General features: G+C 70.6%; 14 protein-coding genes and 1 tRNA gene. 3 read left to right on the top strand and 12 right to left on the bottom strand.

Features of this window, described 5'->3' with window-relative positions; all coding sequences use genetic code 11:
* Positions 1 to 25: 25 nt before the first annotated feature.
* Entirely contained in the window at positions 26 to 1,012 is a 987-nt protein-coding gene (locus tag GA0070624_RS15650) for a sigma-70 RNA polymerase sigma factor region 4 domain-containing protein (protein ID WP_091341796.1), read from the bottom strand.
* 1,013 nt (positions 1,013 to 2,025) lie between these two features.
* Between GA0070624_RS15650 and GA0070624_RS15645 the strand changes: the two genes are divergently transcribed.
* The 3 genes from GA0070624_RS15645 to GA0070624_RS15640 all read left to right on the top strand — a co-directional run bounded on the left by GA0070624_RS15645 (position 2,026) and on the right by GA0070624_RS15640 (position 4,143).
* Positions 2,026 to 2,439 (top strand): hypothetical protein, encoded by a 414-nt coding sequence (locus tag GA0070624_RS15645; protein WP_091341794.1) that lies wholly within the window; start codon positions 2,026 to 2,028, stop codon positions 2,437 to 2,439.
* Positions 2,440 to 2,665: 226 nt separating this feature from the next.
* A complete protein-coding gene (locus GA0070624_RS33985; protein ID WP_141715022.1) occupies positions 2,666 to 3,049 on the top strand; it encodes an AbrB/MazE/SpoVT family DNA-binding domain-containing protein in 384 nt (127 codons plus the stop codon).
* Positions 3,046 to 4,143, top strand: a complete 1,098-nt coding sequence (locus GA0070624_RS15640) for a tyrosine-type recombinase/integrase (RefSeq protein ID WP_091341793.1) — start codon at positions 3,046 to 3,048, stop codon at positions 4,141 to 4,143. The genes GA0070624_RS33985 and GA0070624_RS15640 overlap by 4 nt, the downstream gene beginning before the upstream one ends.
* A 122-nt stretch (positions 4,144 to 4,265) precedes the next feature.
* Here the strand turns inward: GA0070624_RS15640 and GA0070624_RS15635 are convergent, their stop codons facing one another.
* The 11 genes from GA0070624_RS15635 to GA0070624_RS15585 all read right to left on the bottom strand — a co-directional run bounded on the left by GA0070624_RS15635 (position 4,266) and on the right by GA0070624_RS15585 (position 14,728).
* Entirely contained in the window at positions 4,266 to 5,291 is a 1,026-nt protein-coding gene (locus GA0070624_RS15635) for a tyrosine-type recombinase/integrase (protein ID WP_091341790.1), read from the bottom strand.
* A complete protein-coding gene (locus tag GA0070624_RS35730) occupies positions 5,288 to 5,749 on the bottom strand; it encodes an AbrB/MazE/SpoVT family DNA-binding domain-containing protein (protein ID WP_245718803.1) in 462 nt (153 codons plus the stop codon). The genes GA0070624_RS15635 and GA0070624_RS35730 overlap by 4 nt, the downstream gene beginning before the upstream one ends.
* A 225-nt stretch (positions 5,750 to 5,974) precedes the next feature.
* Complete coding sequence (locus GA0070624_RS15625) at positions 5,975 to 7,123, bottom strand: hypothetical protein (RefSeq protein ID WP_218105156.1); 1,149 nt, start codon at positions 7,121 to 7,123, stop codon at positions 5,975 to 5,977.
* A gap of 75 nt (positions 7,124 to 7,198) precedes the next feature.
* Positions 7,199 to 8,170, bottom strand: a complete 972-nt coding sequence (locus tag GA0070624_RS15620; protein ID WP_245718802.1) for a tyrosine-type recombinase/integrase — start codon at positions 8,168 to 8,170, stop codon at positions 7,199 to 7,201.
* Positions 8,171 to 8,284: 114 nt separating this feature from the next.
* Positions 8,285 to 8,358: transfer RNA gene (locus GA0070624_RS15615), tRNA-Pro, on the bottom strand.
* Between the two features lie 163 nt (positions 8,359 to 8,521).
* A complete protein-coding gene (gene der, locus GA0070624_RS15610) occupies positions 8,522 to 9,925 on the bottom strand; it encodes a ribosome biogenesis GTPase Der (protein WP_091341786.1) in 1,404 nt (467 codons plus the stop codon).
* A complete protein-coding gene (gene cmk, locus GA0070624_RS15605) occupies positions 9,922 to 10,602 on the bottom strand; it encodes a (d)CMP kinase (protein WP_091341784.1) in 681 nt (226 codons plus the stop codon). Before cmk ends, der begins: the two co-directional genes overlap by 4 nt.
* 189 nt (positions 10,603 to 10,791) lie before the next feature.
* Positions 10,792 to 11,553, bottom strand: a complete 762-nt coding sequence (locus GA0070624_RS15600) for a pseudouridine synthase (protein WP_091341781.1) — start codon at positions 11,551 to 11,553, stop codon at positions 10,792 to 10,794.
* A complete protein-coding gene (gene scpB, locus GA0070624_RS15595; protein WP_091348907.1) occupies positions 11,540 to 12,412 on the bottom strand; it encodes an SMC-Scp complex subunit ScpB in 873 nt (290 codons plus the stop codon). Before scpB ends, GA0070624_RS15600 begins: the two co-directional genes overlap by 14 nt.
* A gap of 263 nt (positions 12,413 to 12,675) precedes the next feature.
* Entirely contained in the window at positions 12,676 to 13,752 is a 1,077-nt protein-coding gene (locus GA0070624_RS15590; protein WP_091341779.1) for a segregation and condensation protein A, read from the bottom strand.
* Between the two features lie 52 nt (positions 13,753 to 13,804).
* A complete protein-coding gene (locus GA0070624_RS15585; RefSeq protein WP_091341776.1) occupies positions 13,805 to 14,728 on the bottom strand; it encodes a ParA family protein in 924 nt (307 codons plus the stop codon).
* Between the last annotated feature and the right edge of the window lie 44 nt (positions 14,729 to 14,772).

The following is a 14,772-nucleotide window of genomic DNA, read 5'->3' as shown; positions in this document are numbered from 1 at the left end:
AGTGATCGGGTGCGAACACGGCCACTCAGGCCGGCCGCGCCCCGATCCCCGGGGCGCCGACACCGGCCGCTTCTCGGTCCGATGTCTTGCCCACGAAGGCCTGCTGTTGGGTGGCCAACACGACGTCCGCCGCCGCGGTGCGACCCAACAGTGACCCAACAGCGACGCGCTGTTGGGCCACGCCCGCGGGGCCGACTCGCTGTTGGGCGGATGCCATTCTCTGTTGGGTCGCGGCGACCCGTTGTTGGGTCGCACCGCCGCGGCGGCGTCGGCGGGGACGCAGCGGCACGAACGCGAGGTCCCCGACCGCGATGGCCTCGGCGAGGCGCCGCTCGGCGCGAAGCCGCCACGCGCTAGCCGTGCTGGTTGCGATGCCCAACTTGTCGGCGACCTGGGCGACGGTGGCGCCCTCCAGCCGGGTAGCGGCTATCAGGTTCGCCTCCTCGGCGTCGATGACGCCAGCCGCGACCGCACGGGCGAGCACCAGGTCAGGGTGGTCCCACGGGTGGATCGGGGCGATCGGACCGGTGGCCTCGGCGTGGATGAGCTGGGCGTCGGAGTCCGTGTCGCGAGCCTTCCGCGCGGCGCGCAGACCGGCATCGATGAGTCGGCCGCAGATGCGCGGTTCGTCCAGGTCAATGGTCTTCAGCCGGGCGACGAACCCCGTGATCAGCTCCGAGTCCAGGTCATCGGTGTCGCCGCGCCACCCGGCGGCCAGCATCCCGGCGACGCGACGCAGCCCGGGCATGGCCACTCCGACCGCGGCGACCACCCACGCGGGGCCGTCCCGGCGGGCCCGTACGACCAGCTCCCGCCACACCGCGTCGCGGACCTCGACGCTCGTCGCCGACAACAGCAGCAGGTCGCGCAGGTCGTTCAGGGGCAGGATCTCGTCGGGCAAGCCGTCAAAGCCACGGCCGTCGAACCCGACGTGGGTGGGTGGCTGAACCAGAAGGGTGAAGGCGCGTTGCGCTGCGTCCAGCGGCGACGACGGCCAGTCCGAAGCAGACATGTCAGCCTCGCGATGGGGCCGGGTACCGCTCGGCTGCGGTACGAGACCCCCATCCGCGCACGTCAACCCAACAGCACCCACTAACAAGATCAGCCCGAGGTGACTGTTGGGCCAGGTCAGGCCGCTACGCGCCCAACACCCATCGGCAGTCCACTGTCGCGGTTCACTGCCGAGCCGGATCGCCAACAGCGCAGGTGAGCGGGCTGTTGGGCGCTGTTGGACGGCAGGATCGCCGCAAGGCCAGGAAGCGGGGACACGCCCGCCGGGCGGCGTACAAGTCCGGCGGCACGCCGCCCGTGTTTGCCGCCCCGGCCGCGCGCGTCCGCCACGCTTCCGCCGGCTGGCCCCGCACGCTGATCGTCGCGTAGCGCAGGGCGTTCCGGTCCCCTTCGCCGTTCATGCGCGTTGACGGTGCTGTTGTCCACCCAACAGACCGGCCACCATAGCTGTTGGGCGCGACGGTGATCACCCGTTGGGCGCGGGCACCAACAGCCGCGCCGACCGTCGGAAGGTCTGGGCAACCGCCGCGGCCAACGCCGGAGCGGAGTCCCGGTGTTGGGCATGGCTCCTATCAACGCGCGGCAGGTGTTGGGCTGTGTTGGGCACAGGCTCCGCCAACACCGAGCGGACGCGGCTGTTGTTGGGCATTTGGTAGATGCGAACACGGCCAGTCGGGCGCGGGAGCCAACCGCCCCATGACTGCATACTCGAATCCCAGCCCCCAGGCACCAGACCACCGGCCCACCCCCACCGGCGAGCGCGCCGCGACCCGCGACGACTCACCTCGAGTCGCCGCCGCCGTACCCATCACCGTCTGGCGACTCGACGACCACGGCGACGACCAACCGACGACTGACCCGGCTGCTGGCTTTGCGTCTCGACTCGCCCGGCGACTCGTCCTCGTCTACACATCCCGCGGCGAGGCAGTCGTCGATTTTGATCACGACCTACACCTGCATCAGGCGGCGACGACAACCGGTCGGCGTTACCTCCCAATCACCGATGCCGCTGATGTGACGGAGCTCCGCGAGCTCGACCGGCCGATCGGCCTGATCACGCTACGGTGGCCGCGGCAGAACCCGACGAGCTCCGCCGAGCTTACGGCTGACATGTTCACCGGTTGTCGGCTGATGATGAGCCAGGGCGCGAGCATCATTGCAGCCGTCCGTCCCGCCTACCCGGACGAACCTGGCTTCACCTTCGCCAACCAGGAGCACACGCTGCGCGCCGCAGCGGAGAAAGCGGGGCTGGCTCACGTGCTCCAGATCGTGGCGGTCAGCGCGCCCGGCCACGGCGACGAGTTTCTGTACTACGCGAGCCAAGCCGAAGCCAGCCTGGCTACCACGAGAGGCGCCCCGGTGGGCTCCGCCCTGCACATCGACCTGTTGGTCTTCGAGAGGGACGCGAATCGTGATGACCGGCCCTGACATTGTCCCCCGCGAGTCCGGTGACCCAGTCTTGGGTCATCGCGACTCGCGCGCTACCCCAGACGACGCATCGCGAGTCGGCTACGCCGCGCCGCACGACAGCTCCAGCCCGGGTCGGGCAGCGGCTGACCGAGGCTCCTCGACCGGGCTGCGACAAGATGCCTCATTCGTAGATCAACTTTGGTCAGCGCTGCGCCCCGAGGCTGGGTCCGAGCAAAAGCCGCGCTTGGGCCTGCCGGTTCCCCGTCTGGCAACGCCACCGAACCGCGGTTCGATCTACTACACGGTGACGGCGATTGACGTGTGGGGCCGCCTCGCTGACCGCTCGCCGCTGCACAGATTGCATTGGCGACCTGGGCTTTCCCTTGCCGTTTCCATCACCCAGGGCGCCGTTCTCGTCATCCCACACCGCGACGGACGACACAGCGTTACCCGCCAAGGGCACCTTCGCCTGCCCGCCGCTGTGCGACGGGTGTTCCGCCTGGAAGCAGGCGACCGCCTGCTCCTGGCGGCATGCCCAGCCCGGAATTTCCTGGTTGCCTACCCGATGATCGTCGTGGACGCCATGCTGCTGGCCCATCACGCTGCTTTCCACAGGACATCGCGATGACCGCACGCGACAACGTCGTCGTCAGCGGTGCTGAACTGGAAGCGGCGCGGTTCCTGCTCGCGCGGATGGGCATCACGCCTGAGCAGCTTCTCGCCGAACCGTCTACTCCCCCGCCAACCAGGTCTATGCCCACCTTCGCCGAATACATCGACCGAGTCTCTGGCGTCGTGACCGCCGGAACACGGCGCGTCTACGACACCTATTGGAAACGGGTACGGCACGTCTGGGGTGACCGACGCATCGACGAACCCACACCTCTGGAAATCAAGCAACTCGCCGAGCAAACGAAGAGAACAGCAGTGGCGAGGAGGAACTCGCGTGGCGGCAGAACGGCAGCGGAACACCTGATCTCGTCCCTGCGGTGCCTCTACAAGTACGCGGCGGCGGACGGCCTGATCGCCGAAGGCGACAACCCTGCAACGCGCGTCGGCAAGCCACGCCGGCTCGCCAGCACCCGCAGGGCGATTCCCGAGGCCCGGATAGCGGAGATCATCGCCGTGGCCCAGACGACCGGCAACGACCCCGACCTCGACTCGTTGTTGCTGAGACTCCACATGGAGACGGCATGCCGCCGTGGCGGCGCCCTGGCGCTTCGTCCCTGCGACCTTGACTCGGCGCAATGCCTGGTGCGGCTGCGCGAGAAGGGCGAGACCGTGCGCTGGCAGCCGGTGTCGCCGGCCTTGATGCGGCAGCTCCTGAGGCACGGCGAAGAGCGCGGAACTGGCGATCCACGGGATCAGTTGTTGCGGTACCGCAACGGCCAACCGATCACGGCTCGCCGCTACGACTACCTGTGGCGGCGCATCGGCAAGCAGCTGTCCTGGGTCGCTGTACAACAGGTCAGCACCCATTGGCTGCGGCACACGACACTGACGTGGGTGGAACGGCACTTCGGCTACGCGGTCGCGCGGGCGTACGCCGGCCACGAGGGGAAGAACGACGCCGGTACGACCTCGACTTACGTTCGGGCAGATGTCTACGAGGTCGCGGCCGCGTTGGCCGCCCTTACCGGCGAACCACACCCGCTCGCGGTGCCAACGGCCAGTGTCGGCATGGCGGGGCGCCAAACCCGAGATCCGCACGCCGATGCATGATCCCATGCGCAATGGTGCGGTGGCCCTGGTCGGTGCCCGTCAGTGTGACGTCGACGCCGACCAGGGACCTCTGCGACCGCTGGGATGCCCGGCCGCCCGTCCGAGATGGTGGCCGGGCTGGCTCAGGCCAAAGGATGCGGCTCGCCCGTGAGGGCAGCCAACGCAGCCGCTACCTCATGGACGCTCGCCCGCACGTACGTTGCCGTGACGCCGCCTCCCCCGCTGTCCGTATGACCGGCGTAGGCGCGGGCCAGGGCGTAGCCGAAGTTTCTTTCGACCCACGTCAGCGTCGTGTGCCGCAGCCAGTGGGTGCTGATCTGCTGGGCTGCCACCCAGGGCAGATGCTTGCCGATGCGCTGCCACAGGTGGTCGTACCGGCGGTAGGTGATCGGTTGACCACTGCGGTAGCGCAGCAGCGGCGTCGCCGGTGGCGCTGGTCGGTCATCCACGTGCTGGTGCAGGTGGCGCATCAAGGTGGGCGAGATCGGCTGCCAGCGCACCGTGTCGCCCTTTTCGCGCAACAGGACGAGGCACTGGTCCGGGTCGAGATCGGCTGGCCGAAGCGCCAAGGCACCGCCCCGGCGGCAGGCGGTTTCGGTGTGCAGCCGCAGCAGCAGAGTGTCCAGTGCCGGATCGTCGCCGGTGCTGGCCGCGATCCGGTTGATCTCCGCCAGGCGGTCGTCCGGCACCGCCCGGCGGGTGCTGGGCAGCCGCCGGGGCTTGGCTACTTTCCTCGCCGGGTTGTCCGCCTCGGCCAGATGGCCGTCGGCGACAGCGTGGTTGTACAGACAGCGCAGGGCGGCGATGAGATGCTCGGCCGCGCTGCGACCACCGCGGGCGTTACGGCGGGCGATCACGTGCGTCCTGACATGCTCGGCCAGCCGCTCGATATCCGAGGGGGTGGGTTCGTCCAACCGGCGCTGCGCCCACTGTTCAAGGACGCGGTTCCAGTACGGGCCGTAGACCCGGCGGGTGCCGGCACTGACCGCATCGGAGACCACCGGGATGTAGTCGGCGAATGTTGGCGCCGGCGCACGGGCCGCACCAGCGTGCACCAGGTCGTCGGGGGAGATGCCCAGCCGCGACAGCAACACCAGCGCCGCGTCCAGGTCGGCCTGGCTGGGTGCGGAAGTCCTCTGCCCTGTCATACGGCCTCACCACCCAGCACGGCGGTGTGAAACGCCGTGATCATGGCATGGAGTGCGGCCGGTGGGTGAACCACGAGGAGCCCAGCGGCGGCGTCGGCGACCAGCAGCACCCGAGTGCCGGGCACGAGCCCGCACCAGTGCCGAACCGTCGCCGGCAGCCGCACCTGACCCGGCCGGGTCACCCGGAACACAGCGTGCGGATCCGCGGTGAGCAGGACAAGACCGCCGCTGACCCGGATGTCCAAGTGGGTACCCGCGACCCAACCCAGCGATGGGATGACGGTGCCGTCAGCCAGGCGACCGTTGCAGTCGATCGCCGCCATCCCGTAGACCGGCGACGGTCCGCCCTGTGAGGCAAGCTGCGCGACCGGCAACGCCCGCCGAGGGTTCGCTGCCCCGGCCTGCCGGCTGCCATGCACCGTAGGCGGGACGACCGGAGACACGACGCGGGCGGTCACGATGGCCACCCCCGCCCGCGGACGGAGATCGACAGGGCCGATAGGCCAGCAGTGGAGTGGTCAAGCGCGCTTGACCACCAGTACGTCAAATCACGCAGATATGCTGGGAAATTGTGTCCGAGGGGGGACTTGAACACCGGTTGCCCAGGCGATGGCCCCGTGTCATTGCCGGTGGCCGATGTTCTAGCACTCGGGCAAGTCCGCCTGACTCGCCCGGCCGGGACATCAATCGCGATCTTCCAGATTGAGCCGGCGCCGGTCAGCGGATGCTCGGGCGCGCACCTCGTTGCGGAACGCGGTGTCGATCTCATCGTCCAGTTTGTCATCGGACACGTCATCCTCCGGACCGGCGGGCCGCTCGGCGTACTCCTGGTAGACAAGCCAACAGCCGCGAATTCCGGCCAGAAGATCTTCCAGCATGTCGCGGGCGGGACGACGAGGGTCCAGAGTGGTCAACCGAATCGTCATGAACTCGGTGTCGGCCTCGGGGTCGTTCCCCTCGTACCGTTCGGCCTTCTCGTCGGCCTCTTCGAGCTTGTCCCGTAGGTCATCAACGTCGGGCGCCTCGCCCTCGGCCACCGCCATGGCGTAACGGATCATGCCGGTCACCGCGTCTGTTGGCGACAGACCGATCTCCATCAGCTCCAGCACTGCGGCGGGCGTCGCGTGCGGAAGCGCCTCGATGTCGTCCGCTTCCACCACGATCTCGGTCACGGCGGTCCCCGACATCTCCGACACCACTTCGGCGGCCGCCAGCAGCCAGTGCGCGGCTGCCACGCACGCCGAGGTCGGGTCGAGGTTAAGAAACAGCTCGTCCGCGCCGAGCGGGTCGTCCGTCAGAATCTGGTTGGCGGCGGCGACCTGGACTGGCGAGGCGTCTTGCCGCGTGAGTTGCACGGCCTGCGCCGAGCGTCCCGACAGGTCCCCCAGTTCGGCACCCTCAACCGCCGCAATCTCGGCCTCCACATCGGCGACCACGGCAGCAGTAAGAACCGCGTCCGCAGCCGCGTGCAGGCAACGGCCCACTCGATGGGCGTACTCCTCCACAGGGTCGTACGAGACCATCAGCAAGCCATCGCCGTCGGGCAGGTTCGGCTTGCTGATGTTTGCGGTCACCGAGGCGAACTCGTTCCGAGCCTGCTCTCGCCGCCACCCTTCCGTGTTGATCTCCAGGCTGTCGGCGGCGCTCGCCGGGTGCGTGTAGCAGCGCCAGAGCGCCTCGGACAGGCCCGACAACTCGGCCGCCAGCGCCAGTCGCTGTCGCGGCGGGATGCTCGCCGCCAGCGGCGCGACCCGAATCGCAACAGACCCGTAGCCGGTCTCCCAGGTCGCCACCAGCTCGCTGCGAGTCTCGTCGATCGCGTACCGCGTCATCGCCACCCCTCCCCGACAGCCCGCCGCAGCCTACCGGTGACGACGCGATCACGCACGGCTGCCGGCGTGATCGCGTCAGCCAGCCGACCTACACGCGCTCCCCGATACCCAGTCGCGCCTGCGTCTCCTGCGCCCGCTGGCCGCCGCGCTCGCGCCGTAGTGACGGGGCATGTCCTCCGATGTCCAGCCCAGCACGAGCATCAGGTCACCGGTGTCGCCGCCGGCGCGCTTCCATTCGTGGGCGAAGCTGTGCCGCCACCGGTGCGCGTGCACGTCCGCCACCCCGGCTGCTTTGCCAAGCCGCTTGAGGAGGATCTTGATGCCGTTCGGAGTCAAGGGTGCGGTACCTCGTTCCGCCAGCCACAGGTTCGGCAGGGCGGCGCCCTTGTGCTTGTCCCGGGCCCGCAGATACCGGCTCAGCGCCCGAGCGGTCTTGGGCCCGAACCGTACCCGCCGGTCCTTGGCGCCCTTGCCGTGGAAGTGCACCGACTCCGTGTTCAGGTCCACGTCGGCGACCAGGAGGTTGCCGACGTCCGACAGCCGGGCGCCGGTGTTGCAGTACAGCCGAATCAGCGCCTCGTCGCGCAGGTTCGCGAAGCCCTTGCCCTTACACGCGTCGAGGAGTTTGCCGGTGTCCTCGTCGCGCATGACGGGGATCAGCTTGCGGGGTGTCTTCGGTTGCCGCACCCGATCCATCGGCGTCCGGTCGATGGCCTGTTCGTCGACGAGCAGCCACTTGAAGAACTGCTGCAATCCCTTGTGCTTGTTTAACGCCGTCGACGCGGACCTGGTCTCAATCATCCAGCCCTGAAACGCCTCCACATGCGCCCGCGTCACCGCACACGGGTCCTCGGCCGCCTCCTCGGCGTCCGGATCCGGCGAGTGCTCCCCCACATAGCGGCCAAGCTGGGCAGCAGCGAGCAGGTAGTTGTAGCGGGTCGTCTCCGGGTCGTTCCCGGCACGCAGCGACCGGTCCCAGTCCCGGAGGAACCCGGCCCAGGTCCGGGACAGTCCGACGGTGAGCTTCTGAAGATCGAGGAGTGGCATTCGGCACCTGCCCGAGTCAAGGAGTCCAACAGCGGCGTGCTAGACCAGGCATCCATGCCGAGCAATGAAAAGAGGGCTCCCGCAAGTCTCTGACCTGCGGGAACCCTCTCGCTGTCGGGACGGCCGGATTTGAACCGACGACCCCTTGACCCCCAGTCAAGTGCGCTACCAAGCTGCGCCACGTCCCGATGCCCCCGCGCGGTTTCCCCCGCGACAGCCGGTACAGCTTAGCGCAGGATCTACTTGATCCGCGCATGCCCCCTCCCGTGCCGGGAAGGCATCCCGTCACACCCCCTGAAGCGTCCTAGGAAGGGATGCGGTGCCGGCCGGAGGCAGGACCCGAGAACGAGGTCAGCCGTGGGCTTTGCCGCGGCCGCCGGGGCCGACCTTCTTCCGCGGGCGTACCGAAATCTCGATCGGCGTACCCTCGAAGCCGAACTCCTCGCGGAGCTTGCGCTCGACGAAGCGCTGGTAGCCGGCGTCCAGCGGACCGGTGGTGAAGAGCACGAACCGCGGCGGCGCCGCCCCGGCCTGGGTGGCGAAGAGGATCCGCGGCGCCCGGCCACCCCGCACCGGGTGCGGGGTCGCCTGGACCAGCGCGGTCAGCCACTGGTTCAGCTGTGCGGTCGGCACCCGGGTCTCCCAGCTCGCCAGGGCCTGGCGCAGCGCCGGGGCGAGCTTGTCCACCGCCCGGCCGGTCTTCGCGGAGAGGTTGAGCCGGATCGCCCAGGGGATGCGGCGCAGCTCCCGCTCGATCTCCTTGTCCAGGTAGTACCGGCGGTCGGCGTCGACCATGTCCCACTTGTTGAAGGCGATCACCAGGGCCCGGCCGGCCTCGGTGACCATGGAGAGGATGCGCTGGTCCTGCTCGCTGATCGGCTCGCTGGCGTCGAGCAGCACCACCGCCACCTCGGCCGCCTCGATCGCCGAGGCGGTCCGCAGGCTCGCGTAGTACTCGGTGCCGCTGGCCTTGCCCACCCGCTTGCGCAGGCCGGCGGTGTCCACCAGCTGCCAGGTCTCCCCGCCGATCTCCACCAGGCTGTCGACCGGGTCGACGGTGGTGCCGGCGACCGAGTCGACCACCGCCCGCTCCTCGCCGGAGAAGCGGTTGAGCAGGCTGGACTTGCCGACGTTGGGACGGCCGACCAGGGCCACCCGGCGCGGGCCGCGCGGCCGGTGCTCGACGATCTTCGGGGCCTCGGGCAGGGCGTCCATGATGGCGTCGAGCAGGTCGCCCGCGCCGCGCCCGTGCAGGGCGGAGACCGGGAACGGCTCGCCGAGGCCGAGCGACCAGAGTGAGGTGGCCTCCATCTCGATGGTGGCGTTGTCGGCCTTGTTGGCCACCAGGATCACCGGCTTGGCGCTGCGGCGCAGCATCCGCACCGCGGCCTCGTCCACATCGGTCGAGCCGACCATGGCGTCGACCACGAAGAGCACCGCGTCGGCGGTGGCGACCGCCGCCTCGGCCTGCGCCGCGATGGCGGCGGCCCGGTCCTTGGCGTCGGGCTCCCAGCCGCCGGTGTCCACCACGGTGAAGGCCCGTCCGGACCACTGCGCGTCGTAGGGAACCCGGTCCCGGGTCACCCCGGGGATGTCCTCGACGACCGCCTGCCGCCGGCCGATGATCCGGTTGACCAGGGTCGACTTGCCGACGTTGGGGCGGCCGACCACGGCCACCACGGGCTGCGGGCCGGACGGCTCCTCGACGTCGAGGTCCGGCTCGCGCAGCTCCACCCAACCTTCCGGTTCGCTCATGCCACCCCCCGCTCATTGAGCAGCTCACGCAGGCGGACGACCACCTCGTCGATGCCCAGCTCGGTGGTGTCCAGCACGACCGCGTCGGGTGCCTGCTGCAGCGGGTTCACCTTGCGGGTCGAGTCGAGCCGGTCCCGGCGGGCGAGATCGGCGGCGGTAACGGTGACGTCGGCGGCGTCCTCGGCGCTGCGCCGCTGCGCGCGGGCGGCCTCGGAGGCGGTGAGGTACACCTTCAGATCGGCGTCGGGCGCCACCACCGCGCCGATGTCGCGCCCCTCGATCACGATCCGCTCGGAGTTGGCGATCATCTCCCGCTGCCGGGCGACGAGCAGCTCCCGTACCGCCGGCACCGCGGCCACGGCGGAGACCGCCCGGGTCACCTCGGGGCCCCGGATCTCCCGGTCCACCGAGACGCCGTCGGCCGTCACGCCGTACCCCCTGGGGTCGGTGCCGATGCGCAGGTCCACCTCGCCGGCGACCTTGGCCACCGACTCGGCGTCGGTCAGATCGACGCCGGAGCGCAGCACGGCCCAGGTGATGGCCCGGTACATCGCGCCGGTGTCCAGGTAGCGGGCGCCGAGGTCGACCGCGAGGCGCCGCGAGACGGTGGACTTACCCGAACCGGATGGCCCGTCCACCGCGACCACGCACCGCCCGGCCCGTTCGTTCTGCCCCACCGTTGTCCTCCTCAGCCCGTACCTCTCGGGTCACCGGCGCTCCGGTGCCGTTGAGCGGTTGTCCACCGTCAATGATGCCCCGCGGCCCCGTCGGGTTCGCGCGCGACGCCGCCGGGCGCGACCGACGCCACTGCGGCCCGCCCGGGCAGGCACGAAGCCTACCGGCACCGGTACCCGGTACGACCCGGGTCAGTCCCCCACGGCCTTGAACAGGGCGGCGACCTCCGCGTTGGTCAGCCGTCGGGTCCGCCCGGAGCGCAGGTCGCCCAGCCGGATCGGCCCGATCGAGGTACGCACCAGCCGGGACACCGGGTGCCCCACCTCGGCCAGCAGTCGCCGGACGATGTGCTTGCGCCCCTCGTGCAGCGTCACCTCCACCTGGGCGGTCTTGCCCAGCGTGTCCACCACCTTGAAGGAGTCGACCTTCACCGGGCCGTCCTCCAGCTCGACACCGGCCATCAGCCGCTTGCCGAGATTGCGCGGGATCGGCCCGGCCACCTCGCAGAGGTAGGTCTTCAGCACCCCGTACGAGGGGTGCATCAGCCGGTGGGCCAGGTTGCCGTCGTTGGTGAGCAGCAGCAGCCCCTCGCTGTCCGCGTCGAGCCGCCCGACGTGGTAGACCCGCTGCTCGACCCGGCTACCGAGCAGGTCGGCCAGCGCGGTGCGCCCTTTCTCGTCCGCCATGGTGGATACGACGCCGCGGGGCTTGTTCATGGCCAGGTAGACCAGCCGGGTGTCGACGACCAGCCGTTCGCCGTCGACGTGGATGACGGCGGTGGCCGGGTCCACCCGGTCGCCGAGCTGCGCCACCCGCCCGTTGACCGTGACCCGCCGCCGGAAGATCAGGTCCTCGCAGGCACGACGGGAGCCCAGGCCGGCGGCGGCCATCACCTTCTGCAGGCGCTCACCGCCCGGCGTCTCGGAACGAACGGTGCTGTCATCGCGTGGCATCGGCAAGGTCTTCCACATCGTCGGGGAGGAACGGGGCGAGCGGCGGCAGGTCGTCCACCGAGTTCAGCCCGAGCTTCTCCAGGAACATCGTGGTCGTCCGGTAGAGGAACGCCCCACTGTCCGGTTCGGTGCCGCACTCCTCGACCAGGCCGCGGGAGACCAGGGTACGGATCACGCCGTCGCAGTTGACGCCGCGGATGGCGGAGATCCGCGATCGGGTGACCGGCTGCTTGTAGGCGACCACCGCGAGCGTCTCCAGCGCGGCCTGGGTCAGCCGTACCGACTGCCCGTCCAGCACGAACCGTTCCACGTAGCTGGCGTATTCCGGCCGGGTGTAGAGCCGCCAGCCGCCCGCCGCCCGGCGCAGTTCGAAGCCGTGCCCGGCGGCGGTGTAGCCGGCTGCGATCTCGTCCAGCATCGGACCGATCCGCTCGGCCGGCTGCTCCAGCACCTGGGCGAGGGTCAGCTCGCTGACCGGCTCGTCCACCACCAGCAGGATCGCCTCGAGCGCGCCGCGCAGCTCGGCGTCGTCCAGCTCCGGCGCCGGCTCGGGGGCGGGCGTCGCCCGCCGCCGCCCCGCCGGCTGCCGCGAGGGTACGCCCGCAGCCGCGCCCTCTCCCGCCGGCGCGGCGTCGGCCAGGCTCTCCCCCGGCGTAGCCGCCGACTCCGCGCCGTCACCCGGCCCAGCCGCCGGCTCCGCGCCGTCACCCGGCCCAGCCGCCGGCTCCGCGCCCTCGCCCGGCCCAGCCGCCGGCTCCGCGCTGTCACCCGGCGGCCCCGCCGGTTCCGCACTCGCCGCCGGCGCGGCCGCCGGTTCCGTCCTCTCCCCCGGCACCGGTGCCGGTGCCACGCTCTCCATCTGCGCAGGCGCCGATACCGGGCTCTCCGCGGGCTGCTCCGGGATCGCTCCCGACACTTCCACCGGCCGCATGGCAGCAGGAGCGGCGTCGAAGGCCGAGGCGGCTGGGATCTCGGCAGGGTCGGCCCCCTCCAGGGACCGCTCGGCGCCAAGATCCGAGGGGTCCGCCGGCTCGCCGGCGGGAGCGGGGCGTTCCCACGGGGGGACCCACGCGGCGGCCTGGTCGGCCAGGGAATCCCGGCGCTCCTCGTTGCTCATCGCGCTCACTCCTCCGTCGTTCCCGTGTCGCCGCCGCCCGCCCCCGGCCCCGACGCGCTGGCGGCGTCACCGCCGTCGGCCCCGCCCAACTCGGCCGGCGCCGCCACTGCCGCCGCCGGCGTGGACCGTGCCGCCTCGGCCGCCGCCGGCTCCGCCGATGCCGACTGAGCCGGCGCCGCCGGCTCCGGGGAGCCGGAGTACTCGTCGATGTGCAGGTCGGTGTCGCCCTCGGCGGGTCCGGTCCAGCGGACGGTCAACTCCTCGAGGGCCTGCTCCTGGACGAAGGCGACCAGGCCCTCCCGGTAAAGCTCCAGCAGGGCCAGGAAGCGGGCCACCACCTCCAGGGTGATCTCGCAGTCGGCGCAGAGCAGCGAGAAGGTGGCCGTCCCGGCGCGGCGCAGCCGGTCGGTGAGGATCGCGGCGTGCTCCCGGACGCTGACCCGGACCATGTGCACGTGGGCGATCGAGACCTCGGGCGTCGGCTTCGGGGTCATCGCCTTGATCGCCAACTTGAGCAGCCGCTCCGGACCGATGCCGAGCACCAGGTCCGGCAACGCCTCGGCGTACCGGGGTTCGAGGGTGACCGCCCGGGGATGGCGACGCCCACCGACCGCCTCCAGCTCGGCGATGTGCGCCGCCGCTTCCTTGAACGCCTTGTACTGCAGCAGCCGGGCGAAGAGCAGGTCGCGCGCCTCCAGCAGGGCGAGGTCCTCCTCGTCCTCCACCTCGGCGGCGGGCAGCAGCCGGGCCGCCTTGAGGTCGAGCAGGGTGGCGGCGATCAGCAGGAACTCGCTCGCCTCGTCCAGGTCCCACTGGTCGCCCATCGCCCGGATGTACGCGATGAACTCGTCGGTGACCCGGTGCAAGGCCACCTCGGTGACATCGAGCTTGTGCTTGCCGATCAGCTGCAGCAGCAGGTCGAACGGGCCGGTGAAGTTGTCCAGCCGGACGGTGAAGCCGCTCGTCTCCTCGGTCGGGGCGACCGGCACGACGCCGTCGACCTCCGCGGCCGGCTCGGCGGCGACCGCCGGCTCGGCGGCCCCGTGTGGCGCGGCGGGTGGGTCGAGGGGCGGTGCGGTCACCTGACGACAGTAGTGGACGGGCCCGGCGGGCCGGCGAGCTGGTGCACCGGGTCTACCGCTCCGCCTGTGCGGCGATCACCTCACGGGCCAGCTGCCGGTAGTTGCGCGCGCCGGAGGAGGCCGGGTCGAGCGAGGTGATCGGGGCGCCGGCGACGGTCGACTCGGGGAACTTCACCGTCTTGGTGATGACCGTCTGGTAGACCTTGTCGCCGAAGGCCTCCACCACCCGCTGGAGCACCTGCCGGCAGTGGGTGGTCCGGCTGTCGTACATGGTGGCGAGGATGCCCTCGAGCTCGAGGTCGAAGTTGAGCCGCTCGCGGACCTTGTCGATGGTGTCGAGCAGCAGCGCCACTCCGCGCAGGCTGAAGAACTCGCACTCCAGCGGGATGAGCACGCCGTGCGCGACGGTCAGCGCGTTGATCGCCAGCAGGCCGAGCGAGGGCTGGCAGTCGATCAGGATGAAGTCGTACTCCTTGCGGATGCTGCGCAGCACCCGCGCGAGCGCCATCTCGCGGGCGACCTCGTTGACCAGCTGAATCTCGGCGGCGGAGAGGTCGATGTTGGCCGGCAGCAGGTGCAGCCCGGCCACGTCGGTCTTGATCAGGACGTCCTCGGCGGTGATGTCGTCCTGCATGAGCAGGTTGTAGACCGACAGGTCGAGGTTGTGCGGGTTGACCCCCAGCCCGACCGAGAGGGCGCCCTGCGGGTCGAAGTCGACCAGCAGCACCTTGCGGCCGTACTCGGCGAGCGCGGCACCCAGGTTGATGGTGGTCGTGGTCTTGCCGACGCCACCCTTCTGGTTGGCCATCGCGATGATCCGGGCCGGCCCGTGCCGGTCGGTCGGCATCGGCTCCGGGATGGGCTTGCGCATGGTGTACGCCGCGGGATCGGCCGGGCCGAGATCCGTGCCGAGCGTCGCCTGCTGCTCACGGAGCTCCGACGTCCAGGTCTCGGCACGGTCCTCGTTGCCTGCCATGTCCTCGTTGCCCCCTCCCGACGACCACCCGGCGTCGGAGCCGT

The organism is Micromonospora rhizosphaerae (genome assembly GCF_900091465.1).
Taxonomy (GTDB): Bacteria; Actinomycetota; Actinomycetes; order Mycobacteriales; family Micromonosporaceae; genus Micromonospora; species Micromonospora rhizosphaerae.
This window is presented reverse-complemented; position numbering and strand designations above follow the sequence as displayed.

What these genes read in the sequence shown, in the direction of transcription:
- scpB (WP_091348907.1), bottom strand. Translation starts at nt 12,412, where the DNA reads ATGGAGAGCGTGGCACCGGCACCGGTGCCGGGGGAGAGGACGGAACCG.
- GA0070624_RS15640 (WP_091341793.1), top strand. Translation starts at nt 3,046, where the DNA reads ATGACCGCACGCGACAACGTCGTCGTCAGCGGTGCTGAACTGGAAGCG.
- GA0070624_RS15625 (WP_218105156.1), bottom strand. Translation starts at nt 7,123, where the DNA reads ATGACGCGGTACGCGATCGACGAGACTCGCAGCGAGCTGGTGGCGACC.
- GA0070624_RS15620 (WP_245718802.1), bottom strand. Translation starts at nt 8,170, where the DNA reads ATGCCACTCCTCGATCTTCAGAAGCTCACCGTCGGACTGTCCCGGACC.
- GA0070624_RS15585 (WP_091341776.1), bottom strand. Translation starts at nt 14,728, where the DNA reads ATGGCAGGCAACGAGGACCGTGCCGAGACCTGGACGTCGGAGCTCCGT.
- GA0070624_RS15600 (WP_091341781.1), bottom strand. Translation starts at nt 11,553, where the DNA reads ATGCCACGCGATGACAGCACCGTTCGTTCCGAGACGCCGGGCGGTGAG.
- GA0070624_RS15650 (WP_091341796.1), bottom strand. Translation starts at nt 1,012, where the DNA reads ATGTCTGCTTCGGACTGGCCGTCGTCGCCGCTGGACGCAGCGCAACGC.
- GA0070624_RS15635 (WP_091341790.1), bottom strand. Translation starts at nt 5,291, where the DNA reads ATGACAGGGCAGAGGACTTCCGCACCCAGCCAGGCCGACCTGGACGCG.
- der (WP_091341786.1), bottom strand. Translation starts at nt 9,925, where the DNA reads ATGAGCGAACCGGAAGGTTGGGTGGAGCTGCGCGAGCCGGACCTCGAC.